Below are 18,520 nucleotides of genomic sequence, written 5' to 3' on the forward strand. Positions count from 1 at the left end.
TCATTCCGTACATTTATTTTCAATTTTTTAATTCGACCATACGGTCAATAAACGCACCAAAAAGTCGCACCGTGTTTGATCTACACGCCTTTAGTACCGTGGCCTGGGACATAGAAGCGCGAAAGCTGCCAGCCAGCACGGACACGCACGCTCCGCGGGGCTTTGCATCCAGCTAAGGGAAACCCCGATTACTACCTTGATGGCACTTTGATATACAGCGCGCCCTCTCCCACCCTAACAAGGTCCGAAGACCGATCCGGGAGCAGGTTCTAATCGCCCAAGGAGCATTGAGATGTCATTGAGGAATATGGGGATCGGTCTGCGTGCCAGTCTGAGTTTTGGGGTTTTGGCCAGCTTGCTGGTGATTGTGGGAATGTTTGGCCTGGGCCAGATGGCCAAGCTGCGCGAAAGCGCGTTGGTCATTGAACAGTCATGGATGCCGAGCATCGAGAATATCCACGACAGTGCGGCCTTGGTGGCCACTGTCCGCCTGGAATCCCTGCGCCTGGTGAGCACCGACGAATCTCGCGTGCGTGACACCAGCAGAGGCCTGATCACCCGCACCAGCAGCGAACTGCAAGCCCTGCTCGATCGTCATGAAACCTTGCTGAGCAATGACGAAGAGCGCGAACTGCTGAAAACGCTCAAGGCCAATGTCGCGACGTACCTGGCCATCGTCGGGCAGATGGTCGCGTTGGTGGACAAGGATCAACAGCAAGACGCGCTCGACCTGCTCGTCAGCCGCCTCGCCCCCCAGGGCACGATCCTGAGTCAGAGCCTGGAAAACCTGATCGTCTTTAACCAGAACGGCGTCGAAGCGGCGGCAGATTCGGCCGCACAGATGTATTCGAGCGCACAGTGGATTGTCGGCCTGATTATCGCCGTCGCACTGATCGCCACCTTGCTACTGGCCTGGCTGCTGACCCGCAGCATCACCACCCCCATCGGCCAGGCCCTGCGTGTAGCGCGCACCATCGCCAGCGGCGACTTGAGCCAGCCGATTGTCGTCAGTGGCACTGATGAGCCGGCCCAATTGCTCAGCGCCCTGGCCACCATGCAGACGCAGTTGCAGACCACCATCCGGGGTATCAGCGAATCGGCGCAGCAACTGGCTTCCGCCGCCGAAGAGATGAGCTCGGTGATGGAACAGAGCACCCGTGGCCTGCAGGCGCAGAACGATGAAATCGAACAGGCTGCCACCGCCGTGACCGAGATGAGCGCAGCGGTGGACGAAGTGGCGGGCAATGCGGTGTCCAGCGCCGAGGCGTCCCAGGCCTCCGATGAAGACAGCAAGCACGGTCACTACCAGATCAGCGAAACCATCAGCTCGATCCAGAACCTGGTGGACGAAGTGCTCGGCGCCTCGAACAAGGCCGAAGGCTTGGCCGTGCAAGCGCAGGACATCAGCAAGGTGCTGGAAGTGATCCGTGGCATTGCCGGGCAAACCAACCTGCTGGCGCTCAATGCGGCGATTGAAGCCGCCCGCGCCGGTGAAGCCGGGCGTGGTTTTGCGGTGGTGGCCGACGAGGTGCGTTCGCTCGCGCAACGCACCCAGGACTCCACCGAAGAAATCGAGCAAATGATCACCGGCATCCAGCAAGGCACCCTGGATACGGTCACCGCCTTGAACAGCAGCGCCGAGCACGCCGGCCAGACCCTGCAACGGGCCAACAGCGCCGGCACTGCCCTGGAGAAAATCACCGCCGCCATCTCGCAGATCAGCCAACGCAACCTGGTGATCGCCAGCGCCGCCGAACAGCAGGCATTGGTGGCGCGGGAAGTCGATCGCAGCCTGGTGAATATCCGTGACCTGTCCACCCAGACCGCCGCAGGCGCCACCCAGACCTCGGCCGCCAGCCAGGAGTTGTCGCGCCTGGCGGTGGACCTCAACGGTTTGGTGACGCGGTTTGTCGTGTAATCATTGAGAGTGTCATGCAACACTCGCCGCCTTATCGATGTAGGAGCGTTGCGTGAGACCTGTCGACACCCTTTACCTGCTGGGGCTCGCCGCCATTTGGGGCGCGAGTTTCCTGTTCATGCGCATCATCGCGCCGGAGATCGGCACGCTGCCGACCGCGTTTTTCCGCGTGTCGATTGCCGCCGCCGGCTTGCTGGTGATGCTGGCGGTGATGCGGGTGAGCTGGAATTTCCAGGGCAAGTTCAAGACCGTGCTGTTGCTGGGCGTGATCAACTCCGGGATCCCCGCGACCATGTATTCGGTGGCGGCCCAGGTGCTGCCGGCGGGTTACTCGGCGATTTTCAACGCCACCACGCCGTTGATGGGGGTGTTGATTGGCGGGCTGTTTTTCCACGAACGCCTCACCCCGTCGAAAATCGCCGGGGTGTGCCTGGGCCTGTTCGGCGTGGGCGTGTTGACCCGCGCCGGGCCGGTCGCGTTCGACCTGGAACTGTTGATGGGAGCATTGGCCTGCCTGCTGGCCACCACCTGTTATGGCTTTGCCGGTTTCCTCGCCAGGCGTTGGCTGGACCAGCGGGGGGGCCTCGACAGCCGCCTATCCGCCCTGGGCAGCATGCTCGGTGCCACGCTGTTCCTGCTGCCCTTCTTCGCCTACAACGCCGCGCTCCATCCGCCGGCCAGTTGGGGTGGGTGGTCGGTGTGGTTGTCGCTGCTGGGCTTAGGGTTGGTGTGTACGGCGTTTGCCTACGTGCTGTACTTCCGCCTGCTCACGGCCATCGGGCCGGTGCGGTCGATGACCACCACTTTTTTGATACCGCCGTTTGGGGTGTTGTGGGGGGCGTTGCTGCTGGATGAACCGTTATCGATGGCGCATGTGTATGGCGGGGTATTGATTGCGGGGGCATTGTGGCTGGTGCTGCGGCCGGGGAAACTCGCCAAGGCGCTGTAGACAGGTTTCATGCGAGCACACTGGGACGGTCGCTATAATCGCGGGCTGATTTTTCCAAGGACTCCCCCATGATCTCATTGCCCTGGCTGTACCTGGTGCTCCTTTCCATAGGCTATGCAATGGCCCTGGCCTACGGACAACTGGGCGTGCTGGCGGCAGTGTCCGTCGCCCTGCTGCTGGTCGCCGGGTACGCCGTACGCCAGCAACGCACGCCGTGGGCGCGTTACCTCGGGCACGGGCTGTTTATCGTCTTGGCCCTGAGCCTGGCGATGCACTGGTTGCCAGGGTTCTATAACGGACGCGGCATTGACCCGCAGCGCTTTACCCCCGATGCCGTGCCCTTCTCGATGTACCTGAACCAGGACAAGCCATTGATCGGCTTCTGGTTGCTGCTGGCCTGCCCCTGGATCGTGGCGCGGCGCTCGTGGCGTGTGTCGATCTGCGTCACCGCGCTGGCCTTGACCCTCACCGCCATCGCGGCCTTGGGCGGTGCCGTCCTGCTGGGCGTGATCAGTTGGGCACCGAAATGGCCGGACCCGGCCTGGCTGTGGGTGCTCAACAACCTGTTGCTGGTGACCCTGGTGGAAGAAGCCCTGTTCCGTGGCTACATTCAAGGCGGCCTACACCTGCGCTTCAAACACCTGCCCTATGGCGAAAACCTCGCGCTGCTGCTGGCGTCATTGTTGTTCGGGCTGGTGCATCTCGGCGCGGGCTGGCATTGGGTCCTGCTGGCCAGCATCGCCGGGGTCGGGTATGGCCTGGCTTATCGGTTTGGCGGGTTGGGTGCGGCGATTGCCACGCACTTTGGTTTGAATCTGCTTCACTTCGGGTTGTTTACCTATCCGATGCTCGCGGGTTGATAGCCCTTCGATGAAGGAGCAACCCGCCGATTGTTGCAAAAATAAGTTAAATAAACCCCCGTTACCGCCGATACCCAATGAAAGCCTTGCGGATTGAACAATCATGCGTAATAACCAACCCGTTACCCAGCGCGAACGTACCTTCCCCGCTCAGCAACGGTTGATCTCCACCACAGATGCCAAAGGCGTGATCACCTACTGCAACGACGCGTTCGTCGAAATCAGTGGGTTCTCGCGCGACGAACTGGTGCGTGCCCCGCACAACCTGGTCCGTCACCCGGACGTGCCAGCGGCCGTGTTCGGGCATATGTGGTCAACGCTCAAACAAGGCTTGCCATGGATGGGCATCGTTAAGAACCGCTGCAAGACGGGCGATCACTACTGGGTTAACGCCTATGTGACGCCGGTCTTCGAAGGCAATCAGGTGGTCGGCTACGAATCGGTGCGCATCAAGCCCACCGCCGAGCAGATCCGCCGTGCCGAAGCGCTCTACCAACGCATCAACCAGGGCAAGTCGGCCGTTCCCCAGCGGGACAAGTGGTTACCGGTGTTGCAGGACTGGCTGCCGTTCATCCTGATCAGCCAGTTGAGTTTCATGATCGGTGTGTCGCTCAACTCCCACTGGGGCTTTGCCCTGGCGGCGGGTTTGTCGGTGCCATTGGGGCTGCTGGGCCTGAGCTGGCAACAGCGCGGCCTCAAGCGCTTGCTGCGTCTGGCCGAACAGACCACGTCCGACCCGTTGATCGCGCAGATGTACACCGACAGCCGTGGCGCCCAGGCGCGCCTGGAGATGTCGATCCTCAGCCAGGAGGCACGTCTGAAGACCTGCCTGACGCGCCTGCAGGACACTGCCGAGCACCTCAACGACCAGGCGGCCCAGTCCAATACCCTGGCGCATAACAGCTCCAGCGGCCTGGAACGCCAGCGCGTGGAAACCGAGCAGGTGGCCACCGCGGTCAACCAGATGGCCGCGACCACCCAGGAAGTGGCCAGCCATGTGCAGCGCACTGCCGACGCTACCCAGGAGGCCAATCGCCTGACCGGTCGCGGTCGCGATATCGCCGGGGAAACCCGCGAGGCAATTCAGCGTCTGTCGGTGGCCGTGGGCGAAACCGGCGTGACCGTCACCCAACTGGCCAAGGACAGCGACGAGATCGGCGGCGTCGTCGACGTGATCAAAGGCATTGCCGACCAGACCAACCTGCTGGCGCTCAACGCTGCCATTGAAGCGGCGCGTGCCGGGGAGATGGGCCGTGGGTTTGCGGTGGTCGCCGATGAAGTCCGCCAACTGGCGCAGCGCACCGCTGAGTCGACCGGGCAGATCCATGCCCTGATCGCCAAGCTGCAGCAAACCGCTGCCGCCGCCGTGCAGACCATGGACGCCGGGCATCGCCAGGCCGAAGAGGGTGTGGCGCGGGTGATGGAAGCCGATCAGGCGTTGGTGGGCATCAGTGAAGCCGTGGCGCATATCACCGACATGACCACCCAGATCGCAGCCGCTACCGAAGAACAAAGCTCGGTGGCCGAAGAGATCAGCCGTAACATCAGCACCATTGCGCTGTTGGCAGATCAGACCTCGGAGCAGGCGATGAACTCGGCGCAGTTGAGTGAAGAGCTGACGCATACGGCGAATACCCAGTATTCGTTGGTCGAGCGTTTCAACCGGTAGACCGCTATCGGGAGCAAGCCCCCTCCCACAGTTAACCGCGTACATCCCTTGGAATGCGGTCGAATGTGGGAGGGGGCTTGCTCCCGATTGACCCTAACAGGCGCTGAGAAACTCAGCCACCTGCACGGCCGCAGCCTCCAAATGCTGCTCATGCGTAAACCCCGAAGCCTTCAACGGCTTCAAATCATGATCTCCCGCCACCAGCCACATCACTTCGATGCTCGGCGACAAGTCATACCCTTCCACCGCCGCCCGATTGCCCAGTGCATCGCGCTCGCCCTGCACAATCAACGTCGGCGTCTTCAATCCGGCCAAATGCGCTACACGTGGTTTCTCCGGCTTGCCCACCGCATAAAACGGATAACCCAGGCACACCAGCCCATCGACGCCCAATTCATCGGCCAACAGACTCGCCATCCGCCCGCCCATCGACTTCCCCCCAATCGCCAGTTTCCCAGCGACATGACGTCGCACTTCGGCATACACCCCGCGCCACGCTTCCAGCAGTTTTGGCGCCGGATTGGGCGGACGTTTGCCGCCATCCAGCCGGCGCTGGGCCATGTAGGGAAACTCGAAGCGCAACACGTTGACGCCATGCCCGGCAAGGCGTGCAGCCATATCATTCATGAAGGATGAGTCCATCGGTGCACCGGCGCCGTGGGCCAGGATCAATGTCACGCAATCATCCGAAGCAGCGCCCGGCGCCGCATCCCACAGCCAGCCATGTTCCCGCACACACTGCGCCCATTGATCCCCGTCAATACTGGCCTTGTGCTCTTTGCCCATGCTTGCCTCGCTATTCAGTCTGCCTATAACTCCAGCCCAAGTGCCGCATTTGCTTGGGTTGAACCGTGGATGGGGAACCATGAACACTACTTTAAGTACCGCCTATAACTACAAGGTGGTCCGCCAATTCGCCATTATGACGGTGGTGTGGGGCATCGTCGGCATGGGGCTCGGGGTTTTTCTCGCCGCCCAATTGGTTTGGCCCGCGCTCAACTTCGACTTGCCCTGGACCAGCTTTGGCCGCCTGCGCCCACTGCACACCAACGCGGTGATCTTCGCGTTCGGTGGCTGTGCGCTGTTCGCCAGCTCCTTCTACTCGGTGCAGCGTACCTGCCAGACCCAGCTGTTTGCGCCGAAAATCGCCGCGTTCTGCTTCTGGGGCTGGCAACTGGTCATCCTCCTGGCCGCGATCACCTTGCCGCTGGGCTACACCAGCTCCAAGGAATACGCCGAGCTGGAATGGCCGATCGACATCCTGATCACCATTGTCTGGGTGGCCTACGCCATCGTGTTTTTCGGCACGGTGATGAAGCGCAATACCAAGCACATCTACGTCGGTAACTGGTTCTTCGGTGCGTTCATCATCACCGTGGCGATCCTGCATATCGTCAACAACCTGGAAATCCCGGTCAGCCTGACCAAGTCCTACTCGCTGTATGGCGGTGCGACGGATGCCATGGTGCAGTGGTGGTATGGGCATAACGCGGTAGGCTTTTTCCTCACCGCCGGCTTCCTCGGGATGATGTACTACTTCGTGCCGAAACAGGCCGAGCGTCCGGTGTATTCCTATCGCCTGTCCATCGTGCACTTCTGGGCACTGATCACCCTGTACATCTGGGCTGGTCCTCACCACCTCCACTACACGGCGCTGCCGGACTGGGCACAGTCGCTGGGCATGGTGATGTCGCTGGTACTGCTGGCGCCGAGCTGGGGCGGCATGATCAACGGCATGATGACCCTGTCGGGCGCCTGGCATAAGTTGCGCAGCGACCCGATCCTGCGCTTTTTGGTGGTGTCCCTGGCGTTCTACGGCATGTCGACCTTCGAAGGTCCGATGATGGCGATCAAGACCGTCAACGCCCTCTCCCACTACACCGACTGGACCATCGGCCACGTACACGCCGGCGCCCTCGGTTGGGTGGCGATGATCTCCATCGGTGCGCTGTACCACATGATCCCGAAAGTCTTCGGTCGCGAGCAGATGTACAGCATCGGCCTGATCAACGCGCACTTCTGGCTGGCGACCATCGGCACCGTGCTCTACATCGCCTCGATGTGGGTCAACGGCATCGCCCAGGGCCTGATGTGGCGTGCGATCAACGAAGACGGCACCTTGACCTACTCCTTCGTCGAAACCCTGGTGGCCAGCCACCCAGGCTTCATCGTGCGGCTGGTGGGCGGCGCCATCTTCCTCAGCGGCATGTTCCTGATGGCTTACAACACGTGGCGCACCGTGCGTTCGGCACAACCTGCCGAAGTCACCGCTGCAGCGCAGATGGCCTGAGGAGTCGATGATGAAACACGAAACGATTGAAAAAAACGTCGGCCTGCTGATGCTGCTCATGGTGCTCGCCGTGAGCATCGGCGGCCTGACCCAGATCGTCCCGCTGTTCTTCCAGGACGTGACCAACAAGCCGGTGGAAGGCATGAAGCCCTACACCGCGCTGCAACTGGAAGGCCGCGACATCTACATCCGCGAAGGCTGCGTACAGTGCCACTCGCAGATGATCCGCCCATTCCGCGCCGAGACCGAGCGCTACGGCCACTACTCGGTGGCCGGTGAAAGCGTGTGGGATCACCCGTTCCTGTGGGGCTCCAAGCGTACCGGGCCAGACCTGGCGCGCGTCGGCGCACGCTACTCGGACGACTGGCACCGCGCGCACTTGTACAACCCGCGCAACGTCGTGCCCGAGTCAAAAATGCCGGCCTACCCGTGGTTGGTCACGGCTGCGGTCGACAACAGCCACACCGAGACCAAGTTGAAAGTGATGCGCACCCTCGGCGTGCCGTACACCGACGACGACATCAGTGGCGCCGTGGCCAGCCTCAAAGGCAAGACCGAAATGGACGCGCTGGTTTCGTACCTGCAAGTACTCGGCACTGCCATCAAGAGCAAGAGGTGAGCCATGGGATTTGAATTCGATGCGGGCACCATCCGCGGCCTCGGCACGCTGGTGGTCGCCATCGCCTTTATCGGCCTGTCGCTGTGGGTGTTCAACAACCGGCGCAATGCGGAATTCGAGCAGGCACGCCTGCTGCCCTTCGCCGATGAACCCTCTCCAACCGACGCTCAAGAAGAGCCTGTAACAAGGAGCAACCGGCCATGACTACCTTTTGGAGTACATGGATCTGCGTACTGACCCTCGGCAGCCTGATCGGCCTGACCTGGCTGTTGTTCGGCACCCGCAAGGGCGAGACCAAGGGCAGCGTCGACCAGACCATGGGCCACGCCTTCGACGGCATCGAGGAATACGACAACCCCCTGCCCCAGTGGTGGTTCATGCTGTTCGCCGGCACCCTGGTGTTTGCCGTCGGCTACCTGATCCTCTACCCGGGCCTGGGTAACTGGAAAGGCGTGCTGCCGGGCTATGAAGACGGCTGGACCTCGTCCAAGGAGTGGGACAAGGAGATGGCCAAGGCTGACACCAAGTTCGGGCCGATCTTCGCCAAATTCTCGGCCATGCCCGTGGAAGAAGTCGCGAAAGACCCGCAAGCGTTGAAAATGGGCGGCCGCCTGTTCGCCTCCAACTGCGCGGTGTGCCACGGCTCGGATGCCAAGGGCGCATTCGGCTTTCCAAACCTGGCCGATAACATCTGGCGTTGGGGCGGTTCGGCCGAAGCGATCAAGACCACCATCCTGAACGGTCGCCACGCGGCCATGCCGGCCTGGGGTGACATGCTGGGCGACGAAGGCGTTAAAAACGTCGCCGCCTATGTGCGCCACGACCTGGCCAAGCTGCCATTGCCGGCGGACAGCACCGCTGACCTGGCCGCTGGCCAGGCCGCGTTCAACACCACCTGCGTGGCCTGCCACGGTCCGCAAGGCCATGGCATGGAAGCCATGGGCGCGCCGAACCTGACCCTGCCCGCCGGTTACATCTACGGCACCAGCCTTGCGCAGTTGCAGCAGACGATTCGCCACGGCCGCCAAGGCCAGATGCCAGCGCAGGAAGTGCTGCAGGGCAATGACAAAGTGCACCTGCTGGCCGCCTACGTTTACAGCTTGTCCCATAACGCTGATGGCGCAACGCCAGAAAGCCCAGCTCAGTAACACCTGACTGCCGCCCCAATTTGGGGCGGCAGCTCTACCCCGCTACGCGACCAAGTGTCGCACCCTTCCAAAGCACACCTTTCCCCTCCTGCCATTCGGGTCTACGCTTCCCTGCACAGCGGACCGGTTCCGGCGTACGCGACGACTATCGTCGCGGCCTGGCAAATTTCCTGTCCACTCGATCAGCTTTCAATTTTGGATTTTGTCCTTACGCTAAACATGGAAAGGGCGCAGAATCTGGCTTGGAACGCCTTGACACAGGTCAGCGTTGCGTTGCATTGGCCCCTCGCTTTCTACATACTTGCGGCCGAATTTTACCTATAAAAAAACCTAAACCGTGGAACCTTAGAATGAGCACAGCAATCAGTCCGACTGCTTATAACTATAAGGTAGTCCGCCAGTTCGCCATCATGACGGTGGTCTGGGGGATCCTTGGCATGGGGCTCGGGGTGTTCATCGCCTCGCAACTGGTTTGGCCGGAATTGAATTTCGGCTTGCCATGGACAACCTTCGGCCGCCTGCGCCCGCTGCACACCAACCTGGTGATCTTCGCCTTCGGCGGATGTGCATTGTTTGCCACCTCCTACTATGTCGTGCAGCGCACCTGCCAGACGCGACTCATCTCCGACGGCCTCGCGGCCTTCACCTTCTGGGGTTGGCAAGCCGTGATCGTCGGCGCCATCGTCACCCTGCCACTGGGCTACACCACCACCAAGGAATACGCCGAGCTGGAATGGCCGATCGCGATTTTGCTCGCCATCGTCTGGGTGACCTACGCAGTGGTGTTCTTCGGCACCATCGTCAAACGCAAGACCAAGCACATCTATGTGGGCAACTGGTTCTACGGTGCCTTCATCCTGGTGACGGCGATGCTGCACATCGTCAACCACGCCTCGTTGCCGGTCAGCCTGTTCAAGTCCTACTCGGCCTACGCCGGTGCGACGGATGCGATGATCCAGTGGTGGTACGGCCACAACGCCGTAGGTTTCTTCCTCACCACCGGTTTCCTGGGGATGATGTACTACTTCGTGCCGAAACAGGCCGAACGGCCTATTTACTCGTATCGCCTGTCCATCGTGCATTTCTGGGCGCTGATCACCCTGTACATCTGGGCCGGCCCGCACCACTTGCACTACACCGCGTTGCCGGACTGGGCGCAGTCCCTCGGCATGGCGATGTCGATCATCCTGCTGGCCCCGAGCTGGGGCGGCATGATCAACGGCATGATGACCCTGTCGGGCGCCTGGCATAAGCTGCGCACCGACCCGATCCTGCGCTTTTTGGTGGTGTCCCTGGCGTTCTACGGCATGTCGACCTTCGAAGGGCCGATGATGGCGATCAAGACCGTCAACTCACTGTCCCACTACACCGACTGGACCATCGGCCACGTACACGCCGGCGCCCTCGGCTGGGTGGCGATGATCTCCATCGGCGCGCTGTACCACATGATCCCCAAACTGTTCGGCCGTGCGCAGATGCACAGTGTCGGGCTGATCAACACGCACTTCTGGCTGGCGACTATCGGCACCGTGCTCTACATCGCCTCGATGTGGGTCAACGGCATCACCCAGGGCCTGATGTGGCGTGCGATCAACGATGACGGCACCCTCACCTACTCCTTCGTCGAAGCGCTGCAAGCCAGCCACCCGGGCTACATCGTCCGCGCCCTGGGCGGTGCGTTCTTTGCCACCGGCATGCTGTTCATGGCCTATAACGTCTGGCGCACCGTGCGTGCCTCCGACCCGGCCGAAGCCGAAGCCGCCGCCAAGATCGCCGTTGTGGGAGCCCACTGATGAAGCATGAAGTAGTCGAGAAGAACATCGGCCTGCTGGCCTTCTTCATGGTCATCGCCGTGAGTATTGGCGGCCTGACCCAGATCGTTCCGCTGTTTTTCCAGGACGTGACCAACAAGCCGGTCGAAGGCATGAAGCCGCGCACCGCCCTTGAACTGGAAGGCCGCGACGTCTACATCGCCAACGGTTGTGTCGGCTGCCACTCGCAGATGATCCGCCCGTTCCGCGCCGAAACCGAACGCTATGGCCATTACTCGGTGGCCGGTGAAAGCGTGTGGGACCACCCGTTCCTGTGGGGTTCCAAGCGTACCGGCCCGGACCTGGCCCGTGTCGGCGGGCGTTACTCCGATGACTGGCAGCGTGCGCACCTGTACAACCCGCGCAACGTGGTGCCTGAGTCGAAAATGCCGGCGTACCCGTTCCTCGTGGAAAACAAGCTCGACGGCAAGGACACCGCGAAGAAGATGGAAGTCTTGCGCACCCTGGGCGTGCCCTACACCGACGAAGACATCGCCGGTGCAGCCGCAGCCGTGAAGGGCAAGACCGAAATGGACGCATTGGTGGCCTACCTGCAAGGCCTTGGCACCATCATCAAAAGCAAACGGTGATTCTTCATGGATATCGGGATGATTCGTGGCCTGGGCACCGTTGTCGTGATGGTGGCCTTTATCGGCCTGGCGTTGTGGGTGTTCAGCCCCAAGCGCAAGTCGGAGTTTGAAGACGCGACCTTGCTGCCCTTTGCGGATGATCCCGAAGCCATCAAGCACGTCGAGCAAGCTTCTAGGAGTAACAAAGAATGACTACGTTCTGGAGTCTGTACGTCACAGTCCTGAGCCTGGGTACCATCTTCGCCCTGACCTGGCTGCTGCTGTCGACCCGCAAGGGCCAGCGCGCCGAGCAGACCGACGAGACCGTCGGCCACTCGTTCGACGGCATCGAGGAGTACGACAACCCGCTGCCCAAGTGGTGGTTCATGCTGTTCGTCGGCACCATCATCTTTGCCCTCGGCTACCTGGTGCTCTACCCCGGCCTGGGCAATTGGAAAGGCCTGCTGCCTGGCTACAACTACCTCGACAACGACAAGCAAACCCCATTCGCCAACGGCCAGACCGGTTGGACCGGCGTGCACGAATGGGAAAAGGAAATGGCCAGGTCGGACGCCAAGTTCGGGCCGATCTTCGCCAAGTTCGCGTCGATGCCAATCGAGGAAGTCGCCAAGGACCCGCAAGCCTTGAAGATGGGCGGTCGCCTGTTCGCCTCCAACTGCTCGGTGTGCCACGGCTCCGACGCCAAGGGCGCCTATGGCTTCCCCAACTTGACCGACGCCGATTGGCGCTGGGGTGGCGAGCCGGCCACCATCAAGGAAACCATCATGAAAGGTCGCCATGCCGTCATGCCGGCCTGGCTGGACATCCTCAAGGAACAAGGTGTCAGCGACGTCGCCGCGTTCGTCGTCACCAACCTCGACGGCCGCAAGCTGCCGGAAGGCGTCAAGGCTGATGTAGCCAACGGCGAGAAACTCTTCGCCGCCAACTGCGTGGCCTGCCACGGCCCGGCCGGCAAAGGCACCCCCGCCATGGGCGCGCCGGACCTGACCCACCCGGGTGCGTTCATCTACGGTTCGAGCTTCGCCCAACTGCAGCAGACCATCCGTTGGGGCCGTCAGGGCCAGATGCCTGCGCAGGAGCAACTGCAAGGCAATGACAAGGTGCACTTGCTCGCGGCGTATGTGTACAGCTTGTCCCATGGGGATAAGAAGGCCGAGGAGCAGTAAGGCTCCCGGAAACAAAAAAAGCCCCGCCCAGCGCAAGCTGGTGGGGCTTTTTCGTTTCCGAGGCATCGATACCCCCATGGGAAAAGCACTTTGACCGCTTGTAGCTTTAAGCTTGTGGCGTGCCAAGACCACGTAGTAACGTAACTACATTCAGCCCGCTCCGGGGAGGCGCACCATGACTATCACCACCATTTCCAGTCGCGAATTCAATCAAGACACAAGCGGTGCCAAAAAAGCCGCTCGCCAAGGCCCGGTTTTTATCACCGATCGCGGCAAGCCCGCCCATGTACTGCTAAGCATTGAGGACTACCAAAAGCTGACAGGTCTCAATGTGGACATCGTTGACCTGCTGGTGATGCCGGAAGCGGCCGATATCGACTTCGAAACCGAACGTGCCGTGATCACTCATCGACCCGTGGACCTCTCTTGATGTATCTACTCGACACCAACGTAATCTCTGAACTTCGTAAACCCCAGGCTGACGCGAACGTGGTCGCCTGGGCCAAAAGTGTCATCGCACCGCGTATGTTTATTTCGGCAATCACTCTGAAAGAATTGGAAACCGGAGTCTTGCGCATTGAGCGGCGAGACCCGGCTCAGGGGAAGGTGTTGCGAACCTGGCTCAAGCGTCATGTGATGCCGGCCTTTGATGCCAGAATCCTACCCGTCGATGCTGCAGTCGCGTTGCGTTGCGCACACTTGCATGTGCCGGACCGCGCCAATGAAAGTGACGCATTAATTGCCGCGACCGCGCTGGTGCATGGGCTCACGGTTGTCACGCGTAACGTCAGCGACTTCAAATCCAGCGGCGTTCCACTGATCAATCCTTGGGACGAATGACCGCCTCCCCCACAAAAACCGTCCATACTTCCCAAGTCAATTGATCCAGATCACGTACACCATCAATTGATTTCCCCCAACGCGACCAAAGGTCGCACCCTTTGAGCGCCACCGGGGGCGTATCATTACGCCACTGCAACACCCTTAATTTGACCCCGGTTGGCACGTACTGGCCGAGGCAAATCTCCACCGCCGTGGGATGCAATGATGAGCAACCAGATACCGGTACATGACGTTACCCCGCCTGCCAAAAACTCGAATCCATCCGTCGATCTCTACGCGTCGCGAGAGAAAATCTACACCCGCGCCTTCACCGGCCTGTTCCGCAACCTGCGCATGCTCGGCGGCGCCGGTCTGTTCCTGCTCTACTTCGGCACGGTGTGGCTGAACTGGGGTGGTCACCAGGCAGTGTGGTGGAACCTGCCGGAGCGTAAGTTCTTTATTTTTGGCGCGACCTTCTGGCCCCAGGATTTCATCCTGCTCTCGGGCATCCTGATCGTCGCAGCATTTGGCCTGTTCTTTATCACGGTGTACGCCGGCCGCGTGTGGTGTGGTTATACCTGCCCGCAAAGCGTGTGGACGTGGATCTTCATGTGGTGCGAAAAGGTCACCGAAGGCGACCGCAACCAGCGCATCAAGCTGGACAAGGCGCCGATGGGCGCCAACAAGTTCCTGCGCAAATTCAGCAAGCACACCCTGTGGCTGTTGATCGGTTTTGTCACCGGCATGACCTTCGTCGGCTACTTCTCGCCGATCCGCGAACTGGTGTTCGACTTCTTCACCGGCCAGGCCGATGGTTGGTCGTATTTCTGGGTTGGCTTCTTCACCCTCGCCACCTATGGCAACGCCGGTTGGCTGCGTGAACAGGTGTGCATCTACATGTGCCCGTACGCGCGCTTCCAGAGCGTGATGTTCGACAAGGACACCCTGATCGTCTCCTACGACCCACGTCGCGGCGAAGTGCGTGGCCCGCGTAAAAAAGGTACCGACTACCAGGCCCAGGGCCTGGGCGACTGCATCGACTGTACGATGTGCGTACAGGTATGCCCCACCGGTATCGACATCCGCGACGGCCTGCAAATCGAGTGCATCGGTTGCGCCGCCTGTATCGATGCCTGCGACAACATCATGGACAAGATGGAGTACCCGCGGGGCCTGATCAGCTACACCACCGAGCACAACCTGTCCGGGCAGAAAACCCACAAGTTGCGTCCGCGCCTGATCGGTTATGCCCTGGTGTTGCTGGCGATGATCAGCCTGTTGGCCGCCGCGTTTTTCATGCGTTCGCTGGTGGGCTTCGATGTGAGCAAAGACCGCGTGCTGTACCGCGAAAACGCCGAAGGCCGCATCGAAAACGTCTACAGCCTGAAGATCATGAACAAGGACCAGCGCGATCACACCTACGTGCTCGACGCCGCCGGCCTGCCGGACCTCAAGCTGCAAGGTCGACGTGAAATCAAAGTGGCGGCGGGCGATATCGTCAGCATGCCGGTGGAGCTGTCGAGTGCACCGGAGCAACTGCCGTCGAGTACCAACGAGGTGACGTTCATCCTCAAGGATGCCGATGACGCCAGCGTCCATATTGAAGCCAAGAGCCGATTCATCGGCCCCCAGGTTCGTTAAATAGAAAGCTTCGTTAATAGAGAGCAGAACAATGCCCGTAGCCACTGCCGCAAGCCCTTGGTACAAGCACCTCTGGCCCTGGATCATCATTGGGATCCTGGCCTGCTCGGTGACCTTGACCTTGTCCATGGTGACCATCGCGGTGAACAACCCGGACAACCTGGTCAACGACAACTACTACGAGGCCGGCAAAGGCATCAACCGCTCCCTGGACCGCGAGCGGCTGGCCCAGACCCTGCAACTGCGCGCCAAGCTGCACCTGGATGAGCTGACCGGCGAAGTCGAGCTGCAACTCACCGGCTACAGCAACCCCCACACCCTGGAACTGAACCTGATCTCCCCGACCCAGCCAGAGAAGGATCGCAAGATCAACCTGATCCGCAGCGACAGCGAACCGGGGCGCTACATCGGCCAGGTCACCGACAAGGTCGAAGGCCGCCGCTTCGTGGAATTGCTGGGTGTGGAAGGCGACAAGACCTGGCGCCTGTTCGAGGAAGAAGAAGTCAGCCACGACAAGGACTTGCTGCTGGGTGATGAACCGTTGCTGGGTGCTGAAGACCTGAAAAAATAGCAGCGCCCATGACCAGCCCAACCCCCTGCTACCACTGCGCCCTGCCCGTCCCGTCCGGCAGTCGGTTCACCGCCGTGATCCTCGGCGAGCGCCGCGAGCTGTGCTGCCCCGGCTGCCAGGCCGTGGCCGAAGCGATTGTGGCCGGTGGGCTGGAAAGCTATTACCAGCACCGCAGCGAAGCCTCGGCCAACCCCGAGACGCTGCCGGTGCAACTGGTGGACGAACTGGCGCTGTATGACCGCGCCGACGTGCAAAAACCCTTCGTGCACCATGAGGGCGACCTCGCCGAAACCACCCTGCTGATGGAAGGCATCAGTTGCGCCGCCTGTGGCTGGTTGATCGAAAAACACCTACGCAGCCTGCCCGCCGTGGCCGAGGCGCGGCTGAACCTGTCCAACCATCGCCTGCAGGTGCGCTGGGCCGACGGGCAATTGCCGTTGAGCCAGGTGCTCAGTGAACTGCGCCATATCGGCTACGCCGCCCACCCGTATCAAGCCGACCGCGCGGCCGAGCAACTGGCCAGCGAAAACCGCCTGGCCCTGCGCCAGTTGGGGGTCGCCGGATTGCTGTGGTTCCAGGCGATGATGGCAACCATGGCCACCTGGCCGGAATTCAATATCGACCTGAGTCCCGAACTGCATGTGATCCTGCGCTGGGTGGCGATGTTTCTGACAACGCCTATCGTGTTCTACAGCTGTGCGCCCTTCTTCAAGGGTGCCATGCGCGATCTGCGCACCCGCCACCTGACCATGGACGTGTCGGTATCCCTGGCGATTGGCGGGGCCTACCTGGCCGGGATCTGGACCGCGATCACCGGCGTGGGCGAGTTGTATTTCGATGCGGTGGGCATGTTTGCGCTGTTCCTGCTGGCCGGTCGGTACCTGGAGCGCCGCGCCAGGGAACGTACGGCCGCCGCCACCGCGCAGTTGGTCAACCTGCTGCCCGCTTCATGCCTGCGCCTCAAAGGTGACGGTCAGAGCGAACGTATTCTGTTGAGCGAACTGGCACTCGGCGACCGCGTGCTGGTGCATCCGGGCGCGGTTCTGCCGGCAGATGGGGTGATCCTCGACGGCCGGTCCAGCATCGATGAGTCGCTGCTCACCGGTGAGTACCTGCCGCTACCGCGCCAAACCGGCGACGCCGTCACCGCCGGCACCCTGAACGTCGAAGGTGCGCTGACCGTCGAAGTACGCGCCTTGGGCCACGAGACCCGCCTGTCCGCCATCGTGCGCCTGCTGGAACGGGCCCAGGCCGAGAAGCCGCGCCTGGCGCAGATCGCCGACCGCGCCGCGCAGTGGTTCCTGCTGGGCTCGCTGATTGCTGCGGCAGTGATCGGCCTGCTGTGGTGGCAGTTGGATTCATCGCGGGCATTCTGGATCGTGCTGGCGATGCTGGTCGCGACCTGCCCCTGTGCGCTGTCCCTGGCCACGCCGACCGCCCTGACCGCCGCGACGGGTACCCTGCACAAGCTCGGGCTATTGCTGACCCGTGGCCATGTGCTCGAAGGCCTGAACCAGATCGACACGGTGATTTTCGACAAAACCGGCACCCTCACCGAAGGCCGCCTGGCGCTGAAAGCGATCCGCCCCCTGACCGCCCTGAACAGCGACGAGTGCCTGGGCCTCGCCGCCGCCCTGGAAAACCGCTCCGAGCACCCGATTGCCCGTGCCTTCGGCCGTGCGCCTCTGGCCGCTGACGAGGTGCTCAGCTCCCCCGGCCTCGGCCTGGAAGGGCGGGTCGGCAGCCGCCAGTTGCGCATCGGCCAGCCGGGGTTTGTCTGCGCACTCAGCGGTTGCCCGATCCCTGCCGCCCCGGAGGAGGCCGGCCAATGGCTGCTGCTGGGCGACCGCGACGGCGCCCTTGCCTGGTTCGTGCTTGACGACCGTCTGCGCAGCGATGCCCCGGCGTTGTTGGCCGCCTGCAAGGCGCGCGGTTGGCGCACCCTGCTGCTGTCGGGGGACAGTTCGCCGATGGTCGCCAGCGTCGCCGCTGAACTGGGCATTGATGAAGCCCACGGCGGCCTGCGCCCCGACGACAAGCTGCAGGCGCTGCAACAACTGCGCAGGGAAGGCCGCAAGGTGCTGATGCTTGGCGACGGTGTCAACGATGTACCCGTGCTGGCCGCCGCCGACATCAGCGTGGCCATGGGCTCGGCCACCGACCTGGCCAAGACCAGCGCCGATGCGGTGCTGCTGTCCAATCGCCTCGACGCGCTGGTGCAGGCCTTTAGCCTGGCGCGACGCACCCGCCGGGTAATCATTGAAAACCTGCTGTGGGCCGGGCTGTACAATGGCCTTATGCTGCCGTTTGCGGCCCTTGGCTGGATCACCCCGATCTGGGCGGCCATCGGCATGTCCCTCAGTTCGTTGACCGTGGTGCTCAACGCCCTGCGCCTGACTCGCCTGCCGAGTGCGCAGGCCACCAGCGCCCCTTTGGTAACCCGTCCGCTGCCGGCTTGAGCCGCGC

At 61.8% G+C, this 18,520-nt stretch carries 18 protein-coding genes; 17 read left to right on the top strand and 1 reads right to left on the bottom strand.

Features of this window, described 5'->3' with window-relative positions; genetic code table 11:
- Positions 1-292: 292 nt before the first annotated feature.
- The 4 genes from J1G35_RS12930 to J1G35_RS12945 all read left to right on the top strand — a co-directional run bounded on the left by J1G35_RS12930 (position 293) and on the right by J1G35_RS12945 (position 5,396).
- Positions 293-1,918 (top strand): methyl-accepting chemotaxis protein, encoded by a 1,626-nt coding sequence (locus J1G35_RS12930; RefSeq protein ID WP_223015150.1) that lies wholly within the window; start codon positions 293-295, stop codon positions 1,916-1,918.
- A 52-nt stretch (positions 1,919-1,970) separates the two neighbouring features.
- A complete protein-coding gene (locus tag J1G35_RS12935; RefSeq protein ID WP_053132957.1) occupies positions 1,971-2,867 on the top strand; it encodes a DMT family transporter in 897 nt (298 codons plus the stop codon).
- 68 nt (positions 2,868-2,935) lie between these two features.
- Positions 2,936-3,727: a CPBP family intramembrane glutamic endopeptidase gene (locus J1G35_RS12940; protein ID WP_223015151.1), complete on the top strand. Its 792-nt coding sequence runs from the start codon at positions 2,936-2,938 to the stop codon at positions 3,725-3,727.
- A 103-nt stretch (positions 3,728-3,830) separates the two neighbouring features.
- Entirely contained in the window at positions 3,831-5,396 is a 1,566-nt protein-coding gene (locus J1G35_RS12945) for a PAS domain-containing methyl-accepting chemotaxis protein (protein WP_223015152.1), read from the top strand.
- A 93-nt stretch (positions 5,397-5,489) separates the two neighbouring features.
- Here the strand turns inward: J1G35_RS12945 and J1G35_RS12950 are convergent, their stop codons facing one another.
- The gene (locus tag J1G35_RS12950; protein ID WP_053132948.1) at positions 5,490-6,182 is read right to left on the bottom strand and encodes an alpha/beta family hydrolase; all 693 of its coding nucleotides are present in this window, start codon (positions 6,180-6,182) and stop codon (positions 5,490-5,492) included.
- Between the two features lie 79 nt (positions 6,183-6,261).
- On the opposite strand from J1G35_RS12950, the gene ccoN (J1G35_RS12955) reads away from it, so the two are divergent.
- The 13 genes from ccoN (J1G35_RS12955) to J1G35_RS13015 all read left to right on the top strand — a co-directional run bounded on the left by ccoN (J1G35_RS12955) (position 6,262) and on the right by J1G35_RS13015 (position 18,513).
- A complete protein-coding gene (ccoN, locus tag J1G35_RS12955) occupies positions 6,262-7,686 on the top strand; it encodes a cytochrome-c oxidase, cbb3-type subunit I (RefSeq protein WP_053132945.1) in 1,425 nt (474 codons plus the stop codon).
- 10 nt (positions 7,687-7,696) lie between these two features.
- The gene (gene ccoO, locus J1G35_RS12960; RefSeq protein ID WP_053132942.1) at positions 7,697-8,305 is read left to right on the top strand and encodes a cytochrome-c oxidase, cbb3-type subunit II; all 609 of its coding nucleotides are present in this window, start codon (positions 7,697-7,699) and stop codon (positions 8,303-8,305) included.
- Positions 8,306-8,308: 3 nt separating this feature from the next.
- Positions 8,309-8,509 (top strand): cbb3-type cytochrome c oxidase subunit 3, encoded by a 201-nt coding sequence (locus tag J1G35_RS12965; RefSeq protein WP_027603735.1) that lies wholly within the window; start codon positions 8,309-8,311, stop codon positions 8,507-8,509.
- Positions 8,506-9,453: a cytochrome-c oxidase, cbb3-type subunit III gene (ccoP, locus tag J1G35_RS12970; RefSeq protein ID WP_053132938.1), complete on the top strand. Its 948-nt coding sequence runs from the start codon at positions 8,506-8,508 to the stop codon at positions 9,451-9,453. Before J1G35_RS12965 ends, ccoP (J1G35_RS12970) begins: the two co-directional genes overlap by 4 nt.
- Before the next feature lie 350 nt (positions 9,454-9,803).
- Entirely contained in the window at positions 9,804-11,246 is a 1,443-nt protein-coding gene (gene ccoN, locus J1G35_RS12975; RefSeq protein WP_053132934.1) for a cytochrome-c oxidase, cbb3-type subunit I, read from the top strand.
- A complete protein-coding gene (gene ccoO, locus J1G35_RS12980) occupies positions 11,246-11,854 on the top strand; it encodes a cytochrome-c oxidase, cbb3-type subunit II (protein ID WP_003193167.1) in 609 nt (202 codons plus the stop codon). Before ccoN (J1G35_RS12975) ends, ccoO (J1G35_RS12980) begins: the two co-directional genes overlap by 1 nt.
- A 6-nt stretch (positions 11,855-11,860) precedes the next feature.
- Positions 11,861-12,046, top strand: a complete 186-nt coding sequence (locus J1G35_RS12985; RefSeq protein WP_003175465.1) for a CcoQ/FixQ family Cbb3-type cytochrome c oxidase assembly chaperone — start codon at positions 11,861-11,863, stop codon at positions 12,044-12,046.
- Positions 12,043-13,020, top strand: coding sequence for a cytochrome-c oxidase, cbb3-type subunit III (ccoP, locus tag J1G35_RS12990; protein ID WP_053132931.1), 978 nt, complete (start codon positions 12,043-12,045; stop codon positions 13,018-13,020). The genes J1G35_RS12985 and ccoP (J1G35_RS12990) overlap by 4 nt, the downstream gene beginning before the upstream one ends.
- 175 nt (positions 13,021-13,195) lie before the next feature.
- On the top strand, positions 13,196-13,450 hold the full coding sequence (locus J1G35_RS12995; RefSeq protein WP_053132928.1) for a type II toxin-antitoxin system Phd/YefM family antitoxin: 255 nt from the start codon (positions 13,196-13,198) through the stop codon (positions 13,448-13,450).
- Positions 13,450-13,860, top strand: coding sequence for a type II toxin-antitoxin system VapC family toxin (locus tag J1G35_RS13000; RefSeq protein ID WP_053132925.1), 411 nt, complete (start codon positions 13,450-13,452; stop codon positions 13,858-13,860). The genes J1G35_RS12995 and J1G35_RS13000 overlap by 1 nt, the downstream gene beginning before the upstream one ends.
- A gap of 207 nt (positions 13,861-14,067) precedes the next feature.
- On the top strand, positions 14,068-15,483 hold the full coding sequence (ccoG, locus tag J1G35_RS13005) for a cytochrome c oxidase accessory protein CcoG (RefSeq protein WP_053132922.1): 1,416 nt from the start codon (positions 14,068-14,070) through the stop codon (positions 15,481-15,483).
- A 31-nt stretch (positions 15,484-15,514) separates the two neighbouring features.
- Complete coding sequence (locus J1G35_RS13010) at positions 15,515-16,054, top strand: FixH family protein (protein ID WP_223015153.1); 540 nt, start codon at positions 15,515-15,517, stop codon at positions 16,052-16,054.
- Positions 16,055-16,062: 8 nt separating this feature from the next.
- Complete coding sequence (locus J1G35_RS13015; protein ID WP_223015154.1) at positions 16,063-18,513, top strand: heavy metal translocating P-type ATPase; 2,451 nt, start codon at positions 16,063-16,065, stop codon at positions 18,511-18,513.
- Positions 18,514-18,520: the final 7 nt, after the last annotated feature.

This window comes from Pseudomonas sp. SH10-3B (assembly GCF_019891415.1).
Taxonomy (GTDB): Bacteria; Pseudomonadota; Gammaproteobacteria; order Pseudomonadales; family Pseudomonadaceae; genus Aquipseudomonas.

What these genes read in the sequence shown, in the direction of transcription:
- J1G35_RS12930 (WP_223015150.1), top strand. Translation starts at nt 293, where the DNA reads ATGTCATTGAGGAATATGGGGATCGGTCTGCGTGCCAGTCTGAGTTTT.
- J1G35_RS12940 (WP_223015151.1), top strand. Translation starts at nt 2,936, where the DNA reads ATGATCTCATTGCCCTGGCTGTACCTGGTGCTCCTTTCCATAGGCTAT.
- J1G35_RS12945 (WP_223015152.1), top strand. Translation starts at nt 3,831, where the DNA reads ATGCGTAATAACCAACCCGTTACCCAGCGCGAACGTACCTTCCCCGCT.
- J1G35_RS12950 (WP_053132948.1), bottom strand. Translation starts at nt 6,182, where the DNA reads ATGGGCAAAGAGCACAAGGCCAGTATTGACGGGGATCAATGGGCGCAG.
- ccoN (WP_053132945.1), top strand. Translation starts at nt 6,262, where the DNA reads ATGAACACTACTTTAAGTACCGCCTATAACTACAAGGTGGTCCGCCAA.
- ccoO (WP_053132942.1), top strand. Translation starts at nt 7,697, where the DNA reads ATGAAACACGAAACGATTGAAAAAAACGTCGGCCTGCTGATGCTGCTC.
- J1G35_RS12965 (WP_027603735.1), top strand. Translation starts at nt 8,309, where the DNA reads ATGGGATTTGAATTCGATGCGGGCACCATCCGCGGCCTCGGCACGCTG.
- ccoP (WP_053132938.1), top strand. Translation starts at nt 8,506, where the DNA reads ATGACTACCTTTTGGAGTACATGGATCTGCGTACTGACCCTCGGCAGC.
- ccoN (WP_053132934.1), top strand. Translation starts at nt 9,804, where the DNA reads ATGAGCACAGCAATCAGTCCGACTGCTTATAACTATAAGGTAGTCCGC.
- ccoO (WP_003193167.1), top strand. Translation starts at nt 11,246, where the DNA reads ATGAAGCATGAAGTAGTCGAGAAGAACATCGGCCTGCTGGCCTTCTTC.
- J1G35_RS12985 (WP_003175465.1), top strand. Translation starts at nt 11,861, where the DNA reads ATGGATATCGGGATGATTCGTGGCCTGGGCACCGTTGTCGTGATGGTG.
- ccoP (WP_053132931.1), top strand. Translation starts at nt 12,043, where the DNA reads ATGACTACGTTCTGGAGTCTGTACGTCACAGTCCTGAGCCTGGGTACC.
- J1G35_RS12995 (WP_053132928.1), top strand. Translation starts at nt 13,196, where the DNA reads ATGACTATCACCACCATTTCCAGTCGCGAATTCAATCAAGACACAAGC.
- J1G35_RS13000 (WP_053132925.1), top strand. Translation starts at nt 13,450, where the DNA reads ATGTATCTACTCGACACCAACGTAATCTCTGAACTTCGTAAACCCCAG.
- ccoG (WP_053132922.1), top strand. Translation starts at nt 14,068, where the DNA reads ATGAGCAACCAGATACCGGTACATGACGTTACCCCGCCTGCCAAAAAC.
- J1G35_RS13010 (WP_223015153.1), top strand. Translation starts at nt 15,515, where the DNA reads ATGCCCGTAGCCACTGCCGCAAGCCCTTGGTACAAGCACCTCTGGCCC.
- J1G35_RS13015 (WP_223015154.1), top strand. Translation starts at nt 16,063, where the DNA reads ATGACCAGCCCAACCCCCTGCTACCACTGCGCCCTGCCCGTCCCGTCC.